Source organism: Streptomyces chromofuscus (assembly GCF_015160875.1).
Lineage (GTDB): Bacteria > Actinomycetota > Actinomycetes > Streptomycetales > Streptomycetaceae > Streptomyces > Streptomyces chromofuscus.
The window spans coordinates 1,383,309-1,405,915 of sequence record NZ_CP063374.1; the positions used below are offsets into that span (position 1 = coordinate 1,383,309).

At 72.1% G+C, this 22,607-nt stretch carries 23 protein-coding genes; 8 read left to right on the top strand and 15 right to left on the bottom strand.

The annotated features are described in order from the left end of the window. The first annotated feature begins 133 nt into the window (after positions 1-133). The 3 genes from IPT68_RS06180 (at position 134) to IPT68_RS06190 (ending at position 2,942) form a co-directional block, all read left to right on the top strand. The gene (locus IPT68_RS06180) at positions 134-901 is read left to right on the top strand and encodes a glycerophosphodiester phosphodiesterase (protein ID WP_189699756.1); all 768 of its coding nucleotides are present in this window, start codon (positions 134-136) and stop codon (positions 899-901) included. A gap of 53 nt (positions 902-954) precedes the next feature. After that, complete coding sequence (locus tag IPT68_RS06185; RefSeq protein WP_189699755.1) at positions 955-2,301, top strand: MFS transporter; 1,347 nt, start codon at positions 955-957, stop codon at positions 2,299-2,301. Between the two features lie 266 nt (positions 2,302-2,567). After that, a complete protein-coding gene (locus IPT68_RS06190) occupies positions 2,568-2,942 on the top strand; it encodes an RNA polymerase-binding protein RbpA (protein WP_181807911.1) in 375 nt (124 codons plus the stop codon). A 198-nt stretch (positions 2,943-3,140) separates the two neighbouring features. On the opposite strand, the gene fxsA is transcribed toward IPT68_RS06190, so the two are convergent. The 4 genes from fxsA to IPT68_RS06210 all read right to left on the bottom strand — a co-directional run bounded on the left by fxsA (position 3,141) and on the right by IPT68_RS06210 (position 7,831). Continuing rightward, positions 3,141-3,695: an FxsA family membrane protein gene (gene fxsA, locus IPT68_RS06195; RefSeq protein WP_189699754.1), complete on the bottom strand. Its 555-nt coding sequence runs from the start codon at positions 3,693-3,695 to the stop codon at positions 3,141-3,143. 353 nt (positions 3,696-4,048) lie between these two features. Next, positions 4,049-4,855, bottom strand: a complete 807-nt coding sequence (locus IPT68_RS06200; protein ID WP_189699753.1) for a polyprenol monophosphomannose synthase — start codon at positions 4,853-4,855, stop codon at positions 4,049-4,051. 819 nt (positions 4,856-5,674) lie between these two features. Then, a complete protein-coding gene (locus IPT68_RS06205; protein WP_189699752.1) occupies positions 5,675-7,279 on the bottom strand; it encodes an amidohydrolase in 1,605 nt (534 codons plus the stop codon). A gap of 111 nt (positions 7,280-7,390) precedes the next feature. Beyond that, entirely contained in the window at positions 7,391-7,831 is a 441-nt protein-coding gene (locus tag IPT68_RS06210) for an Lrp/AsnC family transcriptional regulator (RefSeq protein ID WP_004002750.1), read from the bottom strand. Between the two features lie 269 nt (positions 7,832-8,100). On the opposite strand from IPT68_RS06210, the gene IPT68_RS06215 reads away from it, so the two are divergent. Then, positions 8,101-8,547, top strand: coding sequence for a hypothetical protein (locus IPT68_RS06215; protein WP_189699751.1), 447 nt, complete (start codon positions 8,101-8,103; stop codon positions 8,545-8,547). A gap of 287 nt (positions 8,548-8,834) precedes the next feature. Here IPT68_RS06215 and IPT68_RS06220 read toward each other — a convergent pair whose 3' ends face one another. Next, positions 8,835-8,990 (bottom strand): hypothetical protein, encoded by a 156-nt coding sequence (locus IPT68_RS06220; protein ID WP_194074129.1) that lies wholly within the window; start codon positions 8,988-8,990, stop codon positions 8,835-8,837. Between the two features lie 264 nt (positions 8,991-9,254). Here IPT68_RS06220 and IPT68_RS06225 point away from each other — a divergent pair, with 264 nt between their 5' ends. Further along, positions 9,255-9,539: a hypothetical protein gene (locus IPT68_RS06225; protein WP_189699750.1), complete on the top strand. Its 285-nt coding sequence runs from the start codon at positions 9,255-9,257 to the stop codon at positions 9,537-9,539. On the opposite strand, the gene IPT68_RS06230 is transcribed toward IPT68_RS06225, so the two are convergent. Then, positions 9,502-10,674 carry an acyl-CoA dehydrogenase family protein gene (locus IPT68_RS06230; RefSeq protein ID WP_189699749.1) on the bottom strand — a complete coding sequence of 391 codons (1,173 nt, stop codon included), beginning with the start codon at positions 10,672-10,674 and terminating at the stop codon, positions 9,502-9,504. The two genes, IPT68_RS06225 and IPT68_RS06230, sit on opposite strands and share 38 nt — an antisense overlap. A 321-nt stretch (positions 10,675-10,995) precedes the next feature. Between IPT68_RS06230 and IPT68_RS06235 the strand changes: the two genes are divergently transcribed. Then, the gene (locus tag IPT68_RS06235; protein ID WP_189699748.1) at positions 10,996-12,252 is read left to right on the top strand and encodes a glycoside hydrolase family 18 protein; all 1,257 of its coding nucleotides are present in this window, start codon (positions 10,996-10,998) and stop codon (positions 12,250-12,252) included. A 48-nt stretch (positions 12,253-12,300) separates the two neighbouring features. Here the strand turns inward: IPT68_RS06235 and IPT68_RS06240 are convergent, their stop codons facing one another. The 3 genes from IPT68_RS06240 to IPT68_RS06250 all read right to left on the bottom strand — a co-directional run bounded on the left by IPT68_RS06240 (position 12,301) and on the right by IPT68_RS06250 (position 14,689). Beyond that, positions 12,301-12,960, bottom strand: a complete 660-nt coding sequence (locus IPT68_RS06240) for a TetR/AcrR family transcriptional regulator (protein ID WP_189699747.1) — start codon at positions 12,958-12,960, stop codon at positions 12,301-12,303. 65 nt (positions 12,961-13,025) lie between these two features. Continuing rightward, positions 13,026-13,166 carry an SCO1431 family membrane protein gene (locus IPT68_RS06245; RefSeq protein ID WP_189699746.1) on the bottom strand — a complete coding sequence of 47 codons (141 nt, stop codon included), beginning with the start codon at positions 13,164-13,166 and terminating at the stop codon, positions 13,026-13,028. Between the two features lie 146 nt (positions 13,167-13,312). Then, positions 13,313-14,689 (bottom strand): peptidase C39 family protein, encoded by a 1,377-nt coding sequence (locus IPT68_RS06250; protein ID WP_194074056.1) that lies wholly within the window; start codon positions 14,687-14,689, stop codon positions 13,313-13,315. A 159-nt stretch (positions 14,690-14,848) separates the two neighbouring features. Between IPT68_RS06250 and IPT68_RS06255 the strand changes: the two genes are divergently transcribed. Both IPT68_RS06255 and IPT68_RS06260 read left to right on the top strand, forming a co-directional pair. Then, a complete protein-coding gene (locus IPT68_RS06255; RefSeq protein ID WP_228040291.1) occupies positions 14,849-15,505 on the top strand; it encodes a uridine kinase family protein in 657 nt (218 codons plus the stop codon). 434 nt (positions 15,506-15,939) lie between these two features. After that, a complete protein-coding gene (locus IPT68_RS06260) occupies positions 15,940-17,805 on the top strand; it encodes an AAA family ATPase (RefSeq protein WP_189699744.1) in 1,866 nt (621 codons plus the stop codon). A 21-nt stretch (positions 17,806-17,826) separates the two neighbouring features. Here IPT68_RS06260 and IPT68_RS06265 read toward each other — a convergent pair whose 3' ends face one another. From IPT68_RS06265 to ribH, 6 genes are all read right to left on the bottom strand, one after another. Beyond that, the gene (locus tag IPT68_RS06265) at positions 17,827-18,906 is read right to left on the bottom strand and encodes a hemolysin family protein (protein ID WP_189699743.1); all 1,080 of its coding nucleotides are present in this window, start codon (positions 18,904-18,906) and stop codon (positions 17,827-17,829) included. After that, on the bottom strand, positions 18,903-20,228 hold the full coding sequence (locus IPT68_RS06270) for a hemolysin family protein (protein WP_189699742.1): 1,326 nt from the start codon (positions 20,226-20,228) through the stop codon (positions 18,903-18,905). Before IPT68_RS06270 ends, IPT68_RS06265 begins: the two co-directional genes overlap by 4 nt. Before the next feature lie 205 nt (positions 20,229-20,433). Further along, the gene (locus IPT68_RS06275; RefSeq protein WP_189699741.1) at positions 20,434-20,877 is read right to left on the bottom strand and encodes a PH domain-containing protein; all 444 of its coding nucleotides are present in this window, start codon (positions 20,875-20,877) and stop codon (positions 20,434-20,436) included. A gap of 14 nt (positions 20,878-20,891) precedes the next feature. Continuing rightward, a complete protein-coding gene (gene hisG / locus IPT68_RS06280; protein WP_189699740.1) occupies positions 20,892-21,740 on the bottom strand; it encodes an ATP phosphoribosyltransferase in 849 nt (282 codons plus the stop codon). A 53-nt stretch (positions 21,741-21,793) separates the two neighbouring features. Further along, positions 21,794-22,066, bottom strand: a complete 273-nt coding sequence (locus tag IPT68_RS06285) for a phosphoribosyl-ATP diphosphatase (protein WP_048458133.1) — start codon at positions 22,064-22,066, stop codon at positions 21,794-21,796. A 34-nt stretch (positions 22,067-22,100) separates the two neighbouring features. Then, entirely contained in the window at positions 22,101-22,586 is a 486-nt protein-coding gene (ribH, locus tag IPT68_RS06290; protein ID WP_189699739.1) for a 6,7-dimethyl-8-ribityllumazine synthase, read from the bottom strand. Between the last annotated feature and the right edge of the window lie 21 nt (positions 22,587-22,607).

Consider the following 22,607-nt stretch of genomic DNA (forward strand, 5'->3'; position numbering starts at 1 on the left):
CCACGTGTCAGGCCACCGGCACCAACGGGGACACGGGGAGGCCGACCCACTCCGACATGTTCGCCGCCCCCTCGGCATCCGGCGGCAGCGCCGTCGTTGCCGGAGGTCAACCCCCGCGCGCGATACTGCGTCCGTGAGCACGCGCATACGTCATCCCTATCTCGACCACCCCGGCCCCATCCCCTTCGCCCACCGGGGCGGCGCCGCGGACGGGCTGGAGAACACCGTGCTGCAGTTCCGGCGCGCGGTGGAGGCGGGCTACCGGTACATCGAGACCGACGTCCACACCACGCGGGACGGGCGGATCGTGGCGTTCCACGACGCGACGCTGGACCGGGTGACCGACGGGGCGGGGCGGATCGCCGACCTGCCCTGGGACGAGGTACGACAGGCGCGCGTGGCGGGCAGCGAGCCGGTGCCCCTCTTCGAGGAACTCCTGGAGACCTTCCCGGAGGTGCGCTGGAACGTCGACCTGAAGTCCGAGTCGGCCCTCCACCCCTTCCTGAACCTGATCGCCCGCACCGATGCGTGGGACCGGATCTGCGTCGGCTCCTTCTCCGAGGCCCGCGTCGTCCGCGCCCAGCGCCTGGCCGGGCCGCGCCTGGCGACGTCGTACGGCACGCGGGGCGTGCTCAACCTGCGGCTGCGCTCCTGGGGGGTGCCTGCCGCGCTGCGCCGGTCCGCGGTCGCCGCGCAGGTGCCGGAGACCCAGTCCGGCATCCAGGTCGTCGACCATCGGTTCGTCCGGGCCGCCCACGCGCGCGACCTGCAGGTGCACGTGTGGACGATCAACGAGGCGGAGCGGATGCACCGGCTCCTGGACCTCGGAGTCGATGGCATCATGACCGATCACATCGACACGTTGCGCAAGGTCATGGAGGACCGGGGCGTCTGGGTGTGACGCCCGGGGCCGCGCCCCGCGCACGGCAGGTCGGAACGAGGCGAGGGGCAGGGGTGGGCACCGAGACCGTGCGGACAGCGGCGGCCGACGACGCGGCCGGACGGCGGCGCGAGCAGCGCGGCTGGTACTTCTACGACTGGGCGTGCTCCGTCTATTCGACGAGCGTGCTCACCGTCTTCCTGGGCCCCTACCTGACATCGGTGGCCGAGGCGGCGGCGGACGCGGACGGCTTCGTCCACCCACTGGGGATCCCGGTCCGCGCCGGGTCCTTCTTCGCCTACTCGGTGTCCCTGTCGGTGATCGTGGCCGTGCTGGTGATGCCCCTGGTGGGCGCCGCCGCCGACCGCACCGGCCGCAAGAAGCCGCTCCTGGGCGCCGCCGCCTACCTCGGCGCCGCGGCCACGGCGGGCATGTTCCTACTGGACGGCGACCGCTATCTGCTCGGCGGCGTCCTGCTGGTCGTCGCGAACGCCGCGCAGTCGGTGGCGATGATGCTCTACAACTCCTACCTGCCGCAGATCGCCCCGCCCGAGGAACGCGACGCGGTCTCCTCCCGCGGCTGGGCCTTCGGCTACGCGGCAGGGGCCCTGGTCCTGGTGGCCAACCTGGTCCTCTACCTCGCCCACGACACCTTCGGCGTCTCGGAGAGCATGGCCGTGCGCATCTGCCTGGCCTCGGCGGGTCTGTGGTGGGGCGCGTTCGCGCTGATCCCGCTGCGGCGCCTGCGCGACCGCCGCTCCCCCGCGCGCGAGACGACGGTCACCGGCTGGCGGCAGCTCGCGGCGACGATCCGCGACATGCGCCGCCATCCGCTGACGCTGTCCTTCCTGCTGGCGTATCTCGTCTACAACGACGGCATCCAGACGGTGATCACCCAGGCGTCCGTCTACGGCTCGAAGGAGCTGGGCCTCGGCCAGTCGACGCTCATCGGGGCGGTCCTGCTCGTCCAGGTCCTCGCGGTGTTCGGGGCGCTGGGGCTGGGGCGGCTGGCCCGGCGGTACGGCGCGAAGCGCGCCATCCTGGGCTCGCTGATCGCCTGGACGGTCATCCTGGCCGCCGGGTACTTCCTGCCCGCCGGGGCACCGGTGTGGTTCTTCGTGCTGGCGGCCGGGATCGGCCTCGTCCTCGGCGGCAGTCAGGCCCTGTCCCGTTCGCTCTTCTCCCACCTGGTCCCGCCCGGCAAGGAGGCCGAGTACTTCTCGGCGTACGAGCTGAGCGACCGCGGGATGAGCTGGCTGGGGCCGCTGCTGTTCGGGCTCACCTACCAGCTGACCGGGAGCTACCGGGACGCGATCATCTCGCTGGTGGCGTTCTTCGTGCTCGGGTTCGTGCTGCTGGCGCGGGTGCCGGTGCGGCGTGCCGTCGCGGAGGCGGGGAACCCGGTCCCGGAACCGATTTAGCGCTCACGGCGAAAGGGCTGTAGTGTACGCGTTTGGCCTGCCAGGCGTACCGTTACTGCGCGTCAAAGATGCCGAAACGCTGGGTGACATCTGCTGCCAGATGTGACAAACCGGGCGCTGGTGGGTACAACATGGGCGGCTACGACGGCGACGCATGACCCGGAACGGGACTCCGAACGGGAATCTTTACCGCCGACCGGACGTTGACCGGATGACGACGACAGCGACACCTGTCCTGTGGGCGACAAGCCCGGGAGGCACGATTCATGAGTGAGCGAGCTCTTCGCGGCACGCGCCTCGTGGTGACCAGCTACGAGACGGACCGCGGCATCGACCTGGCCCCGCGCCAGGCCGTGGAGTACGCATGCGAGAAGGGGCACCGGTTCGAGATGCCCTTCTCGGTCGAGGCGGAGATCCCGCCGGAGTGGGAGTGCAAGGTCTGCGGGGCCTTGGCACTCCTGGTGGATGGCGACGGCCCGGAGGAGAAGAAGGCCAAGCCGGCGCGTACGCATTGGGACATGCTGATGGAACGGCGCACCCGTGAGGAGCTCGAAGAGGTCCTCGAGGAGCGTCTGGCCGTTCTGCGCTCCGGCGCCATGAACATCGCGGTGCACCCCCGAGACAGCCGCAAGTCCGCGTAGTTCCCACCGGGCTCGGGCGGGGTTCAACAGCGCACGCCAATGACCGCGGGCGCCGTACGTGACAATGACGTACGGCGCCCGCGGTCATTGGCGTGCGCTTGCTGGGCCGACGCGTGTGGCAGCAGGCGCCCGCGGTCGGCGGGCGGCCCTTGGGTCAACGGTGCGCTCACCGGCTCGCTCGGCGGCGCGCCTGCCGGCTCAGCGGTTCAGCGGCGGGTACTGCTCCCGGGGAGTCCCACCCGGCTCGTCCCGGACGACCTCACCCTGCACGACCTTGCCGTCCGGGCGGTGAATACGGGCCTGCTGGAAGGCGTCTCCGAAACTTCCGGGGGTGGCGCGGCGGAGCTTGCGGTCCACGGTCCGCTCCGCGTAGCGGCCGACGGCCTTCTGGACCGGCGGGAGCAGCAGGAGCAGGCCGGCCGCGTCCGAGACCAGGCCGGGCAGCATCAGCAGCAGCCCGCCCAGCATCATCAGTCCGCTGCCGCCACCGCTGGACGGCGGTGCGCCGCGCTGGAGCGCCTCGTTGAGGTTCTGGAAGGCACGCCGGCCCGCCCGCTTGATCACGACCGAGCCCAGCACGAACCCGGCGATCAGCAGCAGGAACACCGTGAACCCGCCCGCCGCGCCCGCGACCAGGGTCAGCAGCCAGATCTCCAGCACCAGCCACGCGGCGATGCCCAGCGGAAGGAACGTACGCAGCCGTGAGCGCCGGGGCCGAGCGGGGTAGGGAGGGGTCGATGCGCCAGTCGTCATGCCCCCAGTGTGCCTGCCGCCCGCTCAGCACGGGATAAGCGCCGACCGGCAGGACCGGGACGACCGAGCGGCCGACCAGCAGGCCCGGGACGACCGAGCGGCAGTCGGCGTCGCGACCGACGACCGCGTCAGCGACCGGACCGACGAGGCGCAAGCCATGAGCCGCACCGCGCGAGGCGCGACCCGCGGGGCTACGGCGCCCCGTGCCGCGTACGCCTGCCGGTATCGACAGGGTGACCATGAAGGCCCGCGTCATCGGCCCGAACCTCACGCCTCTCGCACCTCTCCCGCCCGATGCGTGCACGGCCCGTGCGCCGGCCCGCGATCAGGCGACGCCCGGCGCCTCGTACGCCTCACGACCGCGCGGGACCGTCCTTGCCGCCGCCCAGGATCTTGCCGACGCGCTCGCCCACGCCCCACGTCGTGACCCGCCACAGGGCCTCGACCAGGATGTCGCGGCTCATCTTGGAGTCGCCGAGTTCGCGTTCGACGAAGGTGATGGGGACCTCGACGACGTGGTAGCCGGCCTTGACGGCGCGGCGGGCGAGGTCGACCTGGAAGCAGTAGCCCTGGGAGGCGACCTCCCCGAGGCCGAGGCCCTCCAGCGTCTCGCGGCGGAAGGCGCGGTAGCCGCCGGTCACGTCACGGATCGGCACGTCCAGCAGGACGCGCGAGTACAGGCTGCCGCCGCGGGAGATGAACTCGCGCGACCTGGGCCAGTTCACGACGCGCCCGCCGGGCACCCAGCGGGAGCCGAGCACCAGGTCGGCGCCCTTGAGCGCGGTCAGCAGCCGGGGCAGTTCCTCGGGCTGGTGGGACCCGTCGGCGTCCATCTCGATCAGTACGCCGAAATCGTGCTCCATGCCCCACCGGAAGCCGGCGAGGTAGGCGGCCCCGAGCCCTTCCTTGCCCTTGCGGTGCAGCACGTGGACCTGCTCGTCTCCGACGGCGAGTTCGTCGGCGAGCTTGCCGGTGCCGTCGGGGCTGTTGTCGTCGGCCACGAGCACATGGGCCTCGGGAACCGCCTTCCGCACCCGGCCGACGATGGTCTTGATGTTCTCCGCCTCGTTGTAGGTCGGAATGATCACCAAGGTCGTGCCGAGTGGGCCGAAGCGCCTCCCCTGGGCCTCTGCCGCGCGGGTCCCCTCGCCGTCGTTCACTGCTGCCCCTTCGTGTCCGTACGCAGAGGTCCACCATAGTGGCCGCCGCCTGCGCCGACGCGATGGGACGTTCGTATGGTGGTGTCGATTCGGCGAGCGCGGGGTAAGGATGCGCCTTTGCCCTCTATGCGGGCGCCGCGCATATGTGTGGGCCCCACATCCGGGGCCTCCACCGCGCCTCTTGCGGCACCGCCGACGCTCCTCGTGCGGCACCGCCGCCGCTCCTCTTGGGCACCGCCCTGTGTGCGTCCGCCGCACCGCTCGCTGTGCGAAATCGGCCTCTGCTCGGCGCCCCTCTGAGCGCCACCGCCCTCCGTACCGGCCCACCCCCACATGCGGCGCCGCCTCACGCGGGATGACGGGGACAAGGGGACGGGGGACAAGGAGACGCGGGACAAGGGGATCGGCTCGACTCGCTGCGGATGGGGGCCCGGCACCCTTCGGGCCGACCTGGGACCCGCTGGCTGCGGATCGACCTGAAGCCGTTGTCTACTGAGCGTCCGGGCCCCATCCCGGTCACACCGTGCCGACCTGGCCGGAACGTTCCCCCGCCGTGGCGCGGTCGCTGTGCCTGGCTCCCAGTGACGGTGCCCCGGTGCGGTACACCGTCCCTGACCCAGCGGCGCCGCGAGGGGTGTGCGGACGTTGCCCGGTCGGGCGTCCCGTGGTGGACTCGGCCGAACCTACCCGCCCCGGGCCGCCGCCTGTCAACAGCCGTGTGATCTGCGCGTTTTCCCGCCCGTTAGTGACCGGCCCGGAGATACGCAGGTCTGGGACACCGTTTCGGGCGCCGATCCCCGGTCGCGCCACCCCGGGAGATCACTCGCTCGGCCGCACGTAGACGGTCCGGCCACCCACGACGGTCCGCAGGCAGACGGGCAGGTCGGAGCCGGGGGTGAGATCGGGCAGGCCGGGGGTGCCGGAGCGCGGGTCGGTCGACCAGCGCGCGACCCGGTCGTCGGGCGCCTGGACGATGAGCTCGCCGGTGTGCCACACGGCGTAGTCCGCGGGCGCGCCGGGCACGAGGACGCCCGCGTCGTCCCGTCCGATCGCCCGCCAGCCACCCCGCGTGTGCGCCGTGAAGGCGGCGCGGACGGAGACCCGGTGCTCGGGCGTGCGGTGGAAGGCGGCGGCGCGGACGGTGCCCCACGGGTCGAGGGGCGTCACCGGACTGTCGGAGCCGAGCGCGAGCGGAACTCCGGCGCGCAGCAGCGCGGCAAAGGGGTTGAGCAGGCGGGCGCGTTCGGCCCCGAGGCGCTGGGCGTACATGCCGTCCGTGCCGCCCCACAACGCGTCGAAGGCGGGCTGGACGGACGCGGTGAGGCCGAGTTCGGCGAAGGCCGCGATGGTGTCGGGGGTGAGCATCTCGGCGTGTTCGACGCGGTGGCGGGCGGCGCGGATCCGGGCGAGGCCGAGCTTTTCGGCGGCGGCGCGCACCCCCTCGACGACGGTGGTCACGGCGGCGTCGCCGATCGCGTGGAAGCCCGCCTGGAGGCCGGCCTCGGTGCAGCCGACGACGTGCGCGGCGACGGCGTCGGCGTCCAGGTAGGCGGTGCCGGTGTGGTCCGCGTCGGCGTACGGCGCGTGCAGGCAGGCGGTGTGGGAGCCGAGGGCGCCGTCGACGAACAGGTCGCCGGCGGCGCCGACCGCGCCCAGCTCGCGCGCCTTGTCGGCGTCGCGCTCGGCCCAGTAGCCGACGACGCGCGGGCCGGGCTCCTCGGTGGCGAGTCGCAGCAGGGCGGTGAAGTCGTCCTCGGAGGAGATGTCCGGTCCGGCGCACTCGTGCACCGAGCCGATGCCGAGGGATGCGGCGTGCGCGAGGGCGGCGCGCTGGGCCTCGGCGCGCTGGGCGGGCGTCACGGCCGCGAACGCGGCGGCGCGGACGGCGTGATGGGCGTTGCGGGTGAGGGGGGCGTCGTCCTGCCGCTCCAGGCCGGGCACGAGGTCGAGCAGGGCCGTGCTGACGACCGCCGAGTGGACGTCGATGCGGCTGAGGTAGAGGGGGCGGCTGCCGGTGGCCTCGTCGAGTTCGGCGCGCGTCGGGGGGCGCCCGCCGGGCCAGCGTGCGGCGTCCCAGCCGTGACCGAGCAGGACCCGGTCGTGGGGGCGGGCGGCGGCGAAGGCGCGGACACGGGTCAGTGCCTCGTCCAGGGAGCCGGCGCCGGACAGGTCGAGACCGGTCAGGGCCAGGCCGGTGGAGGTGGTGTGCACGTGGGCGTCGGTGAACGCCGGGGTGACCAGGGCCCCGTCCAGGTCGATCACCTCGTCCACGCCGTCCGCGAAGGCGTCGGCCGCGCCCTCGGAGCCGACCCAGGCGACCTGGCCGCGTTCGACGACCATCGCGGTCGCGAAGGGGTCGGCGGGACTGTGGACCTCTCCGCGGCGGAGCAGGACGGTCTGGGGCGGGGCGGTGCGTTCACTCATGGAAGACAGTCTCGCGCCTCACACGCACCCCGGTGCACGCAGGTGCCCCGGAACCCGTCGTGGCGGGCGGGGCGCCGGCGCCTCGGGCCGGCCCCGAGGGAACCGGGTCCCTCAGATCCGCGGCGGCCGGGCCTCGTACGGCGTGGACAGCACCACCGTCGTCCGCGTCGACACCCCCGCCAGCGACCGCAGCCGCGCCAGCAGTTCCTCCAGCTCGTGCGGCGTGGCGACGCGCACCTTGAGGATGTAGTTCTCGTCGCCCGCGACACTGTGGCAGGCCTCGATCTCGGGGACGCCGGCGAGCCGGTCCGCGATGTCGTCGGGGGCGCTGGGGTCGAACGGTTTCACCGAGATGAAGGCGGTCATCGGCAGCCCGACCGCCTCGGGGTCCACGACCGCGGCGTACCCACGGATGACGCCACGCTGTTCCAGCCGGCGCACCCGCTGGTGCACGGCCGACGTGGACAGCCCCGTGGCCTTGCCCAGGTCGGTGTAGCTCATCCGCCCGTCCTTGACGAGCAGCTGCACGATCTGTCGGTCCAGCTCCTCCATGGCGCAAGAACCTACAGTGCGCCTGACCTCATGGGATACCTCAGCGGCGCAGGTCATGCCCGGTTCGTGATGTCGCGGTGAGCAGCCTGTGCGCCGCCCGGGGGACAGAACGCGCCGCACAGGGCACCTGCGGGCGGCATGTGACGAACGCCACAAGCTTCGAACAGTTCCCGTGATGAAGTCGTGATTACCCCGGGAAGCGGTTGGGAAGTGCTTGCTGTGGTCGAGGCCGCAGCGCCTTCACGGCCCAGCCCGAGGGGGAGAATCCCATGCAGAGTCTTAAGCGCCCTGGTCGTACCGCACCCAAGCGCCGGCAGCCGGTCGTCGAGCCCGAGCCGGAGGGCGTCGAACCCGACGCCTTCGACGCCGAGGAAGCCGACGAACTCGACGCGTACGACACCTTCGAGATGTACCGGGTGATCTGCCCGGACTGTGCACAGCCCATCGCCCTGCTCGCGGACGAGGACTTCCTCCCGGAGCACGCGCTGTGCGCCTCACCGTGGAACCCGTTCGGACTCACGGTCTGCGCCGGTACGGGCCGCCGGGCCGCCGAGGCGCGGCCCGCGGACGAGTCCTTCGAGCCCCAGGAGCAGGACACCGCCCTCCTGTTGACGCTCCCTCAGGGGCTGGACTGGCGGATGCAGCCGTTCTCGCACGTCGGCGGCCCGGGCTCGCGCCCGATGAGGGTCCCCGCGATGCGGCGTCACGCCGCCTGAGCCGTCTCGCCGGCTCCACCCCGTAGCCGCCCCTGCACCATGGCTCGCAGACTGCCGTGGTGCGGGATCGGCGTGTCCGGGTCGACAGGGTCTGCGACTTCACGCGGCCCGCGGTGAGCGGTGAGCGGTGAGCGGTGAGCGGTGAGCGGGCAAAACGTCGATCACCGTGCGCAGGAGGCGCGTTGTGCCCCGACAAGGCGGCGCAGTGCGGCACCGCATCCCGCGCAACCGGTTCAACTCGACGTCGAAGCGGAGCACTTGGTCGAGGCACGTGGTCGAGCAGCTGACTACGGCGCGCCCGAGTCGAAGCCCGTGACCCCACTCGGGTCGTGCCGTCCGAACGAGCCGTGCTCGAAGATGCCGTACCCGGTCTCGCCCTCCAGCCGGAAGCGGTCCTGGTGGACCGGGTGGTCGTCGAGCGGCACCGAACGGTCGTCGGTCACGGCAAAACGCGCTGAATGCATGGTGATTAACGGTAAGTCAGGGGAAGGCGGACGGCCAGAGACGGAACGGCACGAAGAGCACCGGCCCGGGATCCGGGACACCCACCGCCGGGACACGGAACAGGACGGGGCGGGAGGCGAAACAGGACGGGGCCGCCCCGGAAGCCGTACCGCCCGCCGGAGCCCGGCCCCAGGACGGTCTACGAACTCACACCCGATTCCGCGTGCGGGTGACCTGTCCTCATACCGTCGCGTTGCCCAGATATGACCCCCACCTCCACCACGACCGGGCGTCAGTACCGCACGTTCGCTCCCCGGTACGCAGAAGCGCTTCCGCGCGACCAGCGCCCGGCCCAGGCCTCCGCCCCGGCCCCGGCCCCGCAGCCGCTCCCCGACCCGCCCATCTACCGCGACCTGATGCGCACCTGGGCGCACCGTGGCCGCACCCTGCCGGGGCGCCACGACCCGGAGTGGATCCGGCTGGCGGCGCCCCTGGTCGGGCCGGGTCAGTTCAGCGCGTCTCCGGACCCGCGAGATGACGGGCGATGACCATCCGCTGGATCTGGTTGGTGCCCTCGACGATCTGCAGGACCTTGGCCTCGCGCATGTAGCGCTCGGCCGGGAAGTCGGCCGTGTAGCCGTAGCCGCCGAGGATCTGCACGGCGTCCGTGGTGACCTTCATCGCGGTGTCGGTGCAGTGCAGCTTGGCCATCGCCGCCTGCCGGGCGAACGGGCGCCCGGCGTCGCGCAGCCGGGCCGCCGCGAGGTAGAGCGCGCGGCCCGCCTCGATCTGCGTCGCCATGTCGGCGAGCATGAAGCGCAGCCCCTGGAAGTCGGCGATCGGCCGGCCGAACTGCCGGCGCTGGGTGGCGTACGAGACCGCCTCGTCCAGCGCCGCCTGGGCCAGGCCGATCGCGCAGGCCGCGATGCCGAGCCGGCCGGAGTCGAGCGCGGACAGGGCGATCGCGAAGCCCTGCCCCTCCTCGCCGATGCGCCGGGCGTCGGGGACGCGCACACCGTCGAGGTGGACCTGGGCGGTGGGCGAGCCCTTCATGCCCATCTTCTTCTCGGGCGCCGCCGCGCTCAGTCCCTCGGCGTCGCCGGGCACCAGGAAGGCCGTGATCCCGCGCGGGCCCTCCTCGCCGGTGCGGGCCATGACGGTGTAGAAGTCGGCGACGCCGCCGTGCGTGATCCAGGCCTTGGTGCCGGTGATCACCCAGTCGTCGCCGTCCCGGACGGCCTTGGTGCGCAGCGAGGCCGCGTCGGAGCCGGACGCCGGCTCGGACAGGCAGTAGGCGCCGAGCAGACCGCCGCCCAGGATGGCGGGCAGGTGTTCGACCTGCTGCTCCTTGGAGCCGTAGGCGGCGAGGGCGTAGGAGGCGAGGGTGTGCACGCTGACGCCGAGGCCGACCGTCAGCCGGGCCATGGCGAGCTCTTCGAGGACCTGGAGGTAGACCTCGTACGGCTGGTCGCCACCGCCGTACTCGGGGTCGTAGGGCAGGCCGAGTAGCCCCGACTGCGAGAGCAGGGTGAAGACGTCACGCGGGAAGCGTCCGGCGTCCTCCTGCTCGGCCGCCTGCGGGGCGATCTCGCGCTGCGCGATGTCGCGGACGAGCGAGATCAGATCCCGGGCCTCGTCCGTGGGCAGTAGTCGGTCCACCGGCTGCGGGGCGCGGTCGGGCATGGCGACGCTCTCCTCCCTTTCGGGCGCGGCGGCGGACGTGCGCCGTGGGTGGGCGACTCCGCCGGGTCTCACTGATGCGGCCGATGTCGTGCTCCCGGGTCGCGGAAGGCTGCTGACCAGCGGCTGCGCGCTGTGAGTATGCCCGATTCGACGCACCGCGTCACCGGTTAACGACCGCTCACTTCCAGAATTCCCCGTCCCGCGAAATTGGTCCGCACCATTGACCCAACTGGTCTAGTCCTCCTACTGTGGCGGATCATCAGCGCCTCATCGCGTTCATGCCAATCGGCAGTCCCCCTCTCCCCCACGAGGAGACACCCGATGCACATTCGCCTCCGTCCCCGTGTCCGGTTCCGGGCGCTCGTCGCCGCCGCGTGTTCGGCCGCCCTCGGCGCGGGCCTGCTCACCGGCATCGGCACGGCCACGGCCGCCCCCGCGGCCGAGAAGCCCGTCGCCTCCGCCGCCCGGGCGGCCGCCGGTTCCAAGGTCGTCGGCTACTTCACCGAATGGGGCACCTACGACCGCAAGTACCTGGTCAAGAACATCGAGACCTCCGGCTCCGGCGCCAGGCTGACCCACATCAACTACGCCTTCGGCAATGTCACCGGCGGGAAGTGCGCGATGGGCGACGCCTACGCCGCCACCGACCGCGCCCACACCGCCGCCGAGTCGGTGGACGGCGTGGCGGACACCTGGGACCAGCCGCTGCGCGGCAACTTCAACCAGCTGCGCAAGCTGAAGAAGAAGCACCCGAACCTCAAGATCCTCTGGTCGTTCGGCGGCTGGAGCTGGTCGGCAGGCTTCGGCGAGGCCGCGAGGAACCCGGCGGCGTTCGCCCAGTCCTGCTACGACCTGGTCGAGAACTCCCGGTGGGCCGACGTCTTCGACGGCATCGACATCGACTGGGAGTACCCCAACGCCTGCGGCGCCACCTGCGACACCAGCGGCCGGGCGGCGTTCAAGAACCTGATGGCGGCCGTCCGGGCCACGTTCGGCTCCGGCAACCTGGTCACCGCGGCGATCACCGCCGACGCCACGCCCGGCGGCAAGATCGACGCGGCGGACTACGCGGGCGCGGCGCAGTACGTCGACTGGTACAACCCGATGACGTACGACTTCTTCGGCGCCTGGGACGCCGCCGGCCCGACCGCCCCGCACTCGGCGCTGACCTCGTACTCCGGCATCCCGAAGCCGAACCTGCACACCTCGGCCACGATCGCCAGGCTCAAGGGCCTCGGCATCCCGGCCTCGAAGCTGCTGCTGGGCATCGGCTTCTACGGCCGCGGCTGGACCGGCGTCACCCAGTCGGCGCCCGGCGGCACGGCCACCGGTCCGGCGGCAGGGACGTACGAGCCGGGCATCGAGGACTACAAGGTGCTGAAGACCAAGTGCCCGGCGACGGGCACGGTGGGCGGCACCGCGTACGCCAAGTGCGGCAACAACTGGTGGAGTTACGACACCCCCGCGACCGTCGCGACCAAGATGACGTACAAGAACCAGCAGGGCCTGGGCGGCACGTTCTTCTGGGAGCTGAGCGGGGACACCGCGAACGGTGAGCTGATCAAGGCGATCCAGTAGCCGCCGGCGCGCAGGGGGCGGAGGTCCGGCCGGGCTTCCGCCCCTTTTTCATGCGTCCCGGCGAGCGGGCCCGGGGGCCGGATACGACGGGTCGAGTTCCTCGATCGCCCGCATGGTGCCGCCCAGGGTCTTGACCAGCAGCCCGCGCATGGTGTCGCGGGTGAGTTCGGGGCGGTCGATCCAGTCGAGGGTGGTGCCCTCGACGCCGCACACCCAGCCGAGCAGGCCCATGCGGGCGAGCGGCGCGATCTCCCGGTGTCCGTAGGCCCCTTCGGCGATGGTCTCGACGATCACCTCGCGCACCGAGTCCCGGATGGCCTGCACCTCGGTGTCGAATCCGACGCCGCCGCTGACGATCGTGCGGTACGCGGCCTGGTTGTGCTCGGCGTAGCGCAGGTAGCCGTCGATCGTGCGGTGCACCCGGTCGACGGGGGCGAGTTCCAGACCGCCGGCCGCGAAGGCGACCAGATCGGCGACGGAGTCCTGGACGATGGCCAGGTAGTAGCCGCGCTTGGAGTGGAAGTAGTAGTAGATCAAGCCCTTGGCGACATGGGCCTGCCGGGCGATGTCGTCCATCGAGAGCGCGTCGTAGGACGTGTCGGCGAACAACCTCCGCCCGATCGCGAGGAGTTCGGCGCGGCGCGCCGCCGACCGTTCGGTGCCGCGCGCCCGGGGCCGGGCGGCGTCGCGCTGGTGGCTGATATTCACTCTCGACCCTGGTTCCAACGGGCGGCGGGACCTCCGCAGTATGGCAGGCCGACCTCCCCGTCAGGTCACATCAGTCCCAGCTGTGTCACCAGCATCGCCAGCACCACGACAAGGGTCCAGCCCATGATGTGTTCGACGATCTTCGGGCCGTCGTCCTTGGGGCCGCCGGTACGGACGCGGGTGGCGGTGGCGGTGTGTGCGGTCATGGTCTCTCGCCGGTCTGTCGTGCGTGCAGTGGACTCCCCCCACCGTTCTGTCCACCTTGCCACCAGGAGCGGCTTTTGCGGCGGAGACGTTGGTCACAGCGGACGACGGCCCCCGGAGGGGATCCGGGGGCCGTCGGGCGCCGGCTTCAGCGAACGCCCACCGCTTCGAGCGCCAGCCGCTGGCGGCCGGTCGGCAGCGCCGGGAAGTAGAGGTAGCACACCCCGCCGGTGCCGGAAGCGACGTTGCCGGAGGCGTTGTACCGCTTGGTGCGCAGCCAGATGTTCTCGAATTCGCGTCGGTCGTAGACCCGGCGGACGGCCTGGTTGCTCGGCGACGCCGGGTCGTTGGCGATCACGTCGCCGTCGGCGGTGAAGCCGATGACGGTCATCAGGTGGCCGGAGGTGCCGTAGCCCGCGCCCGTCAGCTCGCTCGCCAGGAACGACTGGGACGTTATGGCCGGGATGCCGGCCGCGATCAGCGTCTCCAGGTCGGTGAGCGAGCCGAGCCGGGTGACCACGCCCTGCAGGCCGGGGAAGGTGGCCGCGTAGGCGGCGTTGAAAGGCCAGTTGCCGCAGCCGGCGTACTGGTAGTCGTACGTGGAGCGGGCCGCGTGGCACACCTGCGGGTCGGCGTAGCTCGGATCGACCCAGGCCAGCTGCTCCTCGGTGAGCCGGCCGCCCCAGTACTCGATGATCATCTGCGAGGAGGTGGGGCTGCACCAGGCCTCGCCGCCGTTGTCGTACTCGGGGTACTGCCCCTTGTGAATCTCCTGTGAGTACCTCGGCACGACCAGCTCCTCGGCGAGGCGCGGCGTGGAGGCTGGGACCGTGAACCGGTCCGGGACGTCGGAACCCATCGCGCCGAGCCGCCAGACCGTGGGCGTGAGCCGGGTGCCGGGCTCGCGGTAGAGGGTCAGACGCAGGCGGTACGAGGTGAGGCGCAGGCCCGACGCCGGGTCGTCGACGGCGAACGTGTCGGTCCAGATCGTGCTCTTGCCGTCGGTCTGGTCGTCCACGGAGGTGCGCCTGATGTCCTGGTCGCCGGCCGCCCAGCGGCCCATGACGTACCAGGGCGTGTCCGTGCCGTCGGAGTAGGTGCCGCGCAGGTCGACCTGGATCCAGGTGCCGGCCGGGGTGTGCGCGTTCCAGGAGGCGATCACCTCGGTCGCGGGAACGGCGAGCCGGTGGACCGGGGAGGTCCAGGTCGCGTACTCCCAGGTGGAGGTCTTCCCGGTGTGCGGGTCGGGGTAGGCGGTGGTGCCGGCCGGGGTGGCGAGCACCACTCCGGGGCGGACGCCGGGGACGGCACGGGCGCCCTGGGCGGCACCGCCGCGCCAGTCGGTGTACGTCGTCCAGAAGCGGTTGTCGACCCGACGGGCCGGCGCCTCGGTGGGATCGGCCGTCACCGGGTCGCCGGCGGGGGCTGAGGAGGCGGCGGCCGCCGGGCCCGCGCCGCCGGCGACGGCGGCGACGACCGCGGCGGCCAGCAGGGCTCTGCGGGACGGCTGTTCGGCTCTGCTCATGGGCGGTTGGCTCCCGGGGTCGGAGTCGGGGCAGGTCCAGTGCATGGATGTGTGCGCCAACTATGGCCGCAGGAGGCCGCCACTGCCAGCACTTCGGACCATGCCGCGCCCGGCAATATTGGTCGGGACCACTGGCATGAGCTGGGGGATGATGGGAACGTGTCGCACTCCCACCGCCTCACCCCGGCCGCCTCGCTGTCCGGGCTCGCCCGCCTGCTGCGCGGCCTGCCCCCGTCCTGCGGCCCCGTCCGCCTGATCGGCGTCGACGGGCATGCGGGCTCCGGAAAGACCACGTTCGCCGGTCGGTTGGCGGACGCGCTGGGCGGCGCCCCGGTGCTGCACCTCGACGACATCGCCAGCCACGACGAGCTGTTCGCGTGGACCGGCCGCCTGCTCAGCCAGGTCATCGAACCCCTCGGCCGGGGCGAGAGCGCGCACTACGCCCCCTACGACTGGCGCGCCCGCCGGTTCGGTCCGCCCCGCCCGCTGCCGCCCGCGCCGGTGGTCGTCGTCGAGGGCGTCGGCGCCGGCCGCCGCGCCCTGCGTCCCCACCTGGCGCGACTGCTGTGGCTGGAGTTGCCGCACGAGGACGCCTGGGCTCGGGGGCAGTTGCGGGACGGGGAGGAACAGCAGGAGTTCTGGGCCGGGTGGGTCCGGGCGGAGCGGCGGCATTTCGCCGACGACCCCACGCGCCCCTTCGCGGACCTCCTGGTGCACGCGTTGCCCAGGGGTTATGAGGTGCTGCCGGGACCAGCGGGACAGCCTGGTCCGGACCAGGATGTGACGGACGGTGACGGGCCGTCCCCATTGTGCTGAACGTGTGAAGACCCTTGCGGCTGAACTTGGCCGAGTGCCTCAACTCGGCTTGACCGGGGGGCCGTACAGGACTTACGTTCTCAATGAGCGGCCCAGCGCGGTCGCCGACAGACGCGAAGCCCCCGGTTGTTCCCCCGTGATCGGGGGCTTCGTTCTGCCCTCATTCACTTCCGCCGGACGCTCCGAGGCGTCTTCCGCTCACCCTCGGTCACCATGCGTGCCGCGCCACCTCCGCTCCCACCTCGTCGAACGCCCCGTGCCGCACCCTACGGCGGGCACCGACCCGCGGGTACGATGCCCTCGGTGCGACCTGTGAACGGCTGCTCCGCGCACCGTTGCAACTCCGGTCCGCGGCACGGAGGTTCGAGCGTAGTCGGCCGACGGGCGACGGCCCGGCGGCGAACCAGCGGGGGCTCGGTTTGTGGGGGGACGTCATGGACTTCGGCACGCAGGGCCCCGAGGCCCCGGCCGACCTGGCCTGGCTGCGCGGCGTGGACGCCTACACCATGGGCGCCTACCCGCAGGCCGAGGAGGAGTTCCGGGCCGCGGTCCGGCTGGATCCCGGGATGGCCGACGGCTGGCTCGGGCTGCACGCGCTGCGGGTGGACACGACGACCGCGCTGCTGCGGATGTTCCGGCACCGGGAGCGCTTCGGCGAACAGCGCACCCGACACCGGCGCACCCTCAACTCCTGGTACTGGCTGGGCTGGTGGGTGCAGCCCGTGCTGGAGACCCCGCGCGACCTGCTGCTGGCGCACGCCTCGCACTGGCTGGACGGCCGCCACGTCCCCGAGCTGGACCGCGCGCTGGCGGGCCTGCCGCCCATCGACACCGACCACCAGGTGCGGTTCCTGCACGCCTGCCGGGCCTATCTGGTCAAGGACTGGGAGCAGTTGGTACGGCACACCGACCCGCTCCTCGACGACCCGCTGCTCGGCATCGAGGCCGGTCTCTTCGGCGGCATGGCCAGGGTCCGCCTGGAGATGTACGGGCAGGCCGAGCCGCTGCTGTCGGCGGCCCTGATGCGGTGCCGCAGCGAACAGCCGCAACGCAAGGAGCTGCGCTACTGGCTCGCCCGCGCCCATGAGGGCACCGGCCGCTCCGCCGCCGCACTCCCCCTGTACCGGGCGGTGCACCGCGTCGACCCCGCCTTCATGGACACTTCCGCCCGGCTGGCGGCGATCGCCGAGGGCGACGGGTACGACGACTCCGCCGACCTCGCCTCGATCACGCTCACCGGCGCCGGGCAGGACAGCGTCGACGGCCCCGACGTGCTCGACCCGCTGTTCGGCCTCGAGGGCCGGGACCTGAGACCGACCGATTCCGCGCCGCCGCCCGCCGGGCCGCCGCCGTCGGTCACCGGTCCGGCGGTACGGGAGAAGAGCTTGGTGCCCTCCCAGCCGTTGCCCTCCGGGCCGACCGACCCCGCCTTACTCGAGGAGGCGCTCGCCGAACTCGAGCGCATGGTGGGCCTGGAACCGGTGAAACGCCAGGTCAAGGCCCTGTCGGCACAGTTGAACATGGCCCGGCTGCGGGCCGGTCAGGGCCTGCCGGTACAGCCGCCGAAGCGGCACTTCGTCTTCTCCGGCCCGTCCGGCACCGGCAAGACCACGGTCGCCCGCATCCTGGGCCGCGTCTTCTACGCCCTCGGACTGCTCGGCGGCGACCACCTCGTGGAGGCCCAGCGGGCGGACCTGGTCGGCGAGTACCTCGGGCAGACCGCCGTGAAGGCCAACGAGCTGATCGACTCCGCGCTCGGCGGGGTGCTGTTCGTCGACGAGGCCTACGCGCTGTCCAACTCCGGCTACGGCAAGGGCGACGCGTACGGCGACGAGGCGTTGCAGGTGCTGCTGAAGCGGGCGGAGGACAACCGGGACCACCTGGTGGTGATCCTGGCCGGCTACCCGGAGGGCATGGACCGCCTCCTCGCCGCCAACCCCGGCCTGTCCTCCCGCTTCACGACCCGCGTGGACTTCCCCTCGTACCGGCCCCTCGAACTCACCGCGATCGGCGAGGTGCTGGCCGCCGAGAACGGCGACGCGTGGGACGAGGAGTCGCTGGAGGAGCTGCGCTCGATCGCGGGACACGTGGTCGACCAGGAGTGGATCGACGAGCTGGGCAACGGGCGGTTCCTGCGGACGCTGTACGAGAAGAGCTGCGCGTACCGGGATCTGCGCCTGTCGACCTGTCCGGGGTCGCTGTCGCGGGAGGACCTGGCGACGCTGCGGCTGCCGGATCTGATGCAGGCGTACGGCGAGGTGCTGTCGGGGAGGGGGCCGCAGGACCCGTCGGCCATGTGACGGATCCCGCGGCCCGTGCCGTCAGCCCGCGAGCACCTCCTCGCCCGACCGCGGCTCGGACACCGCCGGTGCGGGCGGCGGCTCCCGGTGCGCCGGGTCCCGTACCTCACCGACCAGCAGTTCGAGCACGTCCTCCAGCGCGACCAGCCCCAGCACCCGCCCGGAGCCGTCCGCCACCTGCGCCAGGTGCGTCGCGGCGCGGCGCATGACGGTGAGCGCGTCGTCCAGGGGCAGCTCGGACCGGAGTGTCGTCATCGGCCGCCACAGATGCTGCGGGACGGCCCGTTCCGACTCCTCCAGGTCGAGGACGTCCTTCACGTGCAGGTACCCCATGAAGGCCCCGTTCTGCGCGGCCACCGGAAAACGGGAGTACCCGGTGCGGGCGGTCAGCTCGATGATCCGGCCGGGGGTGACCGAAGGGCTGACCGTGACCAGCGACTCGCGCTCGAGGAGCACGTCGGTGACCGGGCGGGAGCCCAGTTCCAGCGCGTCCTCCAGCCGTTCGGCCTCCTCGGGGTCGAGCAGGCCGGCCTGACCGGCGTCCTCCACGAGCCGGTTGAGCTGCTCGCTGGTGAACACCGCCTCGACCTCGTCCTTCGGCTCGACCCGGAAGAGCCGCAGCACGCCCTGGGCGCAGGCGCCGAGGGCGACCGTGATCGGGCGGCAGAGGCGGGCGAAGGCGACCAGGCCGGGGCTCAGCCACAGCGCGGCCTTCTCCGGCGCCGCCATCGCCAGGTTCTTCGGGACCATCTCGCCGATGACGAGGTGGAAGAAGACGACGGTGGCGAGCGCGATGACGTACCCCAGCGGATGGATCACCGCATGGGGCAGGTGGATCCACGCGAAGACCGGTTCCAGCAGGTGCGCCACGGTCGGCTCGGCGACCGCGCCAAGCGTCAGCGAGCAGACGGTGATGCCGAACTGGGCGGCGGCCATCATCTGCGGCAGCCGCTCCAGGCCGTACAGCACCTGGCGGGCCCGAGTCGTGCCGAGCGGTTCGATCTGGGAGCGGCGGACCGAGACCAGCGCGAACTCGGCGCCGACGAAGAAGCCGTTGGCGAGCACGAGCAGCGCCGCGAACAGGAGCTGGAGCACGCTCATCGCACGGCCTCCATGACGGGGGCGGTGCGCACGATGCGCACCCGCTCGGCGCGGTAGTGCCCGACCCGGCGCACGGACAGCCGCCAGCCGGGCAGCTCGGCGCTGTCGCCGACGGCCGGGATCCGGCCGAGCAGGTCGGCGATCAGACCGGCGACCGTCTCGTACGGCCCCTCGGGCACGTCGAGGCCTATCCGCCGCAGGACGTCGACCCGGCAGCTGCCGTCGGCGTCCCAGGCCGGGCGGCCGTCCTCCGGCGGGGCGGAGGCCAGCTCGGGCAGGTCGTGACCGTCGTGCTCGTCACGGACCTCGCCGACGAGCTCCTCGACGATGTCCTCCAGCGTGACGACACCGGCCGTGCCGCCGTACTCGTCGACGACGACCGCGATCGGCTGTTCGCTGCGCAACCGGGCGAGCAGCGGCCGCACCGGCAGCGTCTCGGGGACCAGCAGCGGCGGCCGGGCGATCCGGCCGACGGGGGTGCGCAGCCGCTCCGGCGCGGGGACGGCGAGCGCGTCCTTCAGGTGGACCATGCCGACGACCTCGTCGATCCGTTCCCGGTAGACGGGGAAGCGGGACAGGCCGGTGGCGCGGGTCAGGTTGACCACGTCCTCGGCGGTCGCCGAGGACTGCAGGGCGCTGACCCGCACGCGCGGGGTCATCACGTGCTGCGCGGTCAGCTCGCCGAGCGACAGCGTGCGGACGAACAGGTCCGCGGTGTCCTGCTCCAGGGCACCGGCGCGCGCGGAGTGCCGGGCCAGGGAGACGAGCTCGCCGGGGGTGCGGGCGGAGGCCAGCTCCTCGGTGGGCTCGACGCCGAGCGCGCGGACCAGACGGTTGGCGACGGAGTTCAGCCCCGCGATCACCGGCCTGAACGCACGTGCGAACAGACGCTGCGGACCGGCGACGAAGCGCGCGACCTGCATGGGGCGGGACACCGCCCAGTTCTTGGGGACGAGCTCACCGACCACCATCTGCACGGCCGAGGCCAGCAGCATGCCGATGACCACGGCCACCCCGGAAACCGCGCCGTCGGGGACGCCGACGGCGGTGAGGGGGCCGTCCAGCAGCTGGGCGAGGGCCGGTTCGGCGAGCATGCCGACGACCAGGGAGGTGATGGTGATGCCCAACTGGGTGCCGGAGAGCTGGAAGGACAGCTCCTTCAGCGACTCGACGACCCGGCGGGCCCGTCGGTCGCCCCCGGCGGCGGCCCGCTCGGCGTCCGGGCGGTCGACCGTGACCAGGCCGAACTCGGCCGCGACGAAGAAGCCGTTGGCGAGGATGAGCAGGAAAGCGGCTGCGAGCAGCAGCAGGGGGATGGTCATGATGCCGCCGCCTCCGCGCTATGTGGGCAGGGGGCGGCGCAGGTACTACAGGACGATCCGTCCATCGCCGGAGAGGGTCACTCCTCGGGTAGCAGGAACCCCTGTGCGCCGGCCGGCACGACAGGGGCGGAGGCGTCACTGACAACGCCTCCGCCAACAGATTAATCAAGACACCGGCCGGTGCGGCAGGGTGAACGGCGCCGAGTCAGTCCCGGGATTCGCCGGAACGGGCCTCGACCAGCGCGCGCAGCGCCCGCGCGTCGGCGACGGCCTGCGCCTTGGCGATACCGGGCTGAATGCCGATCGCGGCCAGGCTGGTGCCGTCGCTGAGGTCCAGGAACACCCAGGGGTCGCCGACCCGCAGGTGCACCTGGACGATCTCCGCCCAGGCCAGCCGGCGGGTGCTGGCGAAGTTCACGACGGTGACGCCGGTGTCGTCGGCGACGACCTTCGGGCGGGCCAGCATCAGCGCCACGGCCGCCAGCAGGGCCGCCAGGAAGACGAAACTCATCCGCTCGCCGGGGCCGAGCCGGTCCAGCAGCAGTGCGATCGACGACACGATGACGAAGATCGCGACGGCCGCGGTGAGCAGGACGGCGCGGGTGCGGCCCGGCCGGAAGGTGACGGGCAGCGTGGGCAGGTCCGACATCGGTGCGGTGTTCCTCAGAGACGGCAGGCGTGGATGGCGGTGGTCAGGATGGCCCGCGCGCCGATGTCGTACAGGTCGTCCATGATCCCCTGGGCGTCCTTGGCGGGCACCATGGCGCGGACGGCGACCCAGCCCTCGTTGTGCAGGGGCGAGATGGTCGGCGACTCCAGGCCGGGAGTGAGCGCGACGGCCTTCTCCAGCTGCTCCACGCGGCAGTCGTAGTCCATCATCACGTACGTCCGGGCGACCAGGACGCCCTGGAGCCGGCGCAGGAACTGCTGCACCTTGGGCTCCTCACCGTCCGTGCCGGTACGGCGGATGACCACGGCCTCGGAGGTCATGATCGGCTCGCCGACGACCTCCAGTCCCGCGTTGCGCAGGCTGGTGCCGGTCTCGACGACGTCCGCGATGACCTGGGCGACGCCGAGCTGGATGGCGGTCTCGACGGCGCCGTCGAGGTGGACGACGGAGGCGTCGATGCCGCTGTCGGCGAGGTGCTTGGCGACGATGCCCTCGTAGGAGGTGGCGACCGTCTTCCCGTTCAGGTCCGCCGGGCCGTCGATCGTGCCGGGCTTGGTGGCGTAGCGGAAGGTGGAGCGTGCGAAGCCGAGCGGCAGGATCTCCTCGGCGTTGGCTCCGGAGTCGATCAGCAGGTCGCGGCCGGTGATGCCGATGTCGAGCCGGCCGGAGGCGACGTAGATCGCGATGTCGCGGGGGCGGAGGTAGAAGAACTCGACGTCGTTCACCGGGTCGACGATCCGCAGCTCCTTGGACTCGCGGCGCTGCTGGTAGCCGGCCTCATGCAGCATGTCCGCCGCAGGGCCGGAGAGGGAACCCTTGTTGGGGACGGCGATGCGCAGCATGAGGTCGGCTTCCTTCGTTCGCAGTGTTTCGCGGTGTGCTGTGGGGTCGGGCTTCAGAGGTGGGCGTAGACGTCGTCGAGGGAGATCCCGCGGGCGACCATCATCACCTGGACGTGGTACAGCAGCTGGGAGATCTCCTCGGCGGCCGCCTCCTTGCCCTCGTACTCGGCGGCCATCCAGACCTCGGCGGCCTCTTCGACGACCTTCTTGCCGATGGCGTGGACGCCCTTCTCGACCAGTTCCGCGGTGCGGGAAGTGGCGGGGTCGCCGTGGGCGGCCTTGTGCTGGAGCTCGGTGAAGAGCTCCTCGAACGTCTTCTTGGACATGGTGACGCCCACTCTACGGGTTGCTCCGGCCCGGTTAACGCCAGGGCTCGGATACTGAACGGAGCGTAGCCGCGGTCGCCACCGCCGCGGTCACGGCCTCGTGCCCCTTGTCCTCGCTGGAGCCCTCCAGGCCGGCCCGGTCCAGGGCCTGCTCCTCCGTGTCGCACGTGAGCACGCCGAAGCCGACGGGGACGCCGGTGTCGACGGACACCTGGGTGAGGCCCTGGGTGACTCCCTGGCACACGTAGTCGAAGTGGGGGGTGCCACCGCGGATGACGACGCCGAGGGCGACGACCGCGTCGTAGCCGCGGCCCGCGAGGACCTTGGCGACGACCGGGAGCTCCCAGCTGCCGGGGACCCGCAGCAGGGTCGGCTCGTCGATGCCCAGGTCGCGCAGGGCGCGCAGCGCGCCGTCGACCAGTCCGTCCATCACCTTCTCGTGCCACTGCGCCGCGATGACGGCGACCCGCAGGTCACCCACGTTGCGTACGGACAGTTCCGGTGCGCCCTTGCCGCTCACGTTGCTCCTCGTTGCTCTCTT

What these genes read in the sequence shown, in the direction of transcription:
- IPT68_RS06190 (WP_181807911.1), top strand. Translation starts at nt 2,568, where the DNA reads ATGAGTGAGCGAGCTCTTCGCGGCACGCGCCTCGTGGTGACCAGCTAC.
- fxsA (WP_189699754.1), bottom strand. Translation starts at nt 3,695, where the DNA reads ATGACGACTGGCGCATCGACCCCTCCCTACCCCGCTCGGCCCCGGCGC.
- IPT68_RS06205 (WP_189699752.1), bottom strand. Translation starts at nt 7,279, where the DNA reads ATGAGTGAACGCACCGCCCCGCCCCAGACCGTCCTGCTCCGCCGCGGA.
- IPT68_RS06210 (WP_004002750.1), bottom strand. Translation starts at nt 7,831, where the DNA reads ATGGAGGAGCTGGACCGACAGATCGTGCAGCTGCTCGTCAAGGACGGG.
- IPT68_RS06215 (WP_189699751.1), top strand. Translation starts at nt 8,101, where the DNA reads ATGCAGAGTCTTAAGCGCCCTGGTCGTACCGCACCCAAGCGCCGGCAG.
- IPT68_RS06225 (WP_189699750.1), top strand. Translation starts at nt 9,255, where the DNA reads ATGACCCCCACCTCCACCACGACCGGGCGTCAGTACCGCACGTTCGCT.
- IPT68_RS06230 (WP_189699749.1), bottom strand. Translation starts at nt 10,674, where the DNA reads ATGCCCGACCGCGCCCCGCAGCCGGTGGACCGACTACTGCCCACGGAC.
- IPT68_RS06235 (WP_189699748.1), top strand. Translation starts at nt 10,996, where the DNA reads ATGCACATTCGCCTCCGTCCCCGTGTCCGGTTCCGGGCGCTCGTCGCC.
- IPT68_RS06245 (WP_189699746.1), bottom strand. Translation starts at nt 13,166, where the DNA reads ATGACCGCACACACCGCCACCGCCACCCGCGTCCGTACCGGCGGCCCC.
- IPT68_RS06250 (WP_194074056.1), bottom strand. Translation starts at nt 14,689, where the DNA reads ATGAGCAGAGCCGAACAGCCGTCCCGCAGAGCCCTGCTGGCCGCCGCG.
- IPT68_RS06260 (WP_189699744.1), top strand. Translation starts at nt 15,940, where the DNA reads ATGGACTTCGGCACGCAGGGCCCCGAGGCCCCGGCCGACCTGGCCTGG.
- IPT68_RS06265 (WP_189699743.1), bottom strand. Translation starts at nt 18,906, where the DNA reads ATGAGCGTGCTCCAGCTCCTGTTCGCGGCGCTGCTCGTGCTCGCCAAC.
- IPT68_RS06270 (WP_189699742.1), bottom strand. Translation starts at nt 20,228, where the DNA reads ATGACCATCCCCCTGCTGCTGCTCGCAGCCGCTTTCCTGCTCATCCTC.
- IPT68_RS06275 (WP_189699741.1), bottom strand. Translation starts at nt 20,877, where the DNA reads ATGTCGGACCTGCCCACGCTGCCCGTCACCTTCCGGCCGGGCCGCACC.
- hisG (WP_189699740.1), bottom strand. Translation starts at nt 21,740, where the DNA reads ATGCTGCGCATCGCCGTCCCCAACAAGGGTTCCCTCTCCGGCCCTGCG.
- IPT68_RS06285 (WP_048458133.1), bottom strand. Translation starts at nt 22,066, where the DNA reads ATGTCCAAGAAGACGTTCGAGGAGCTCTTCACCGAGCTCCAGCACAAG.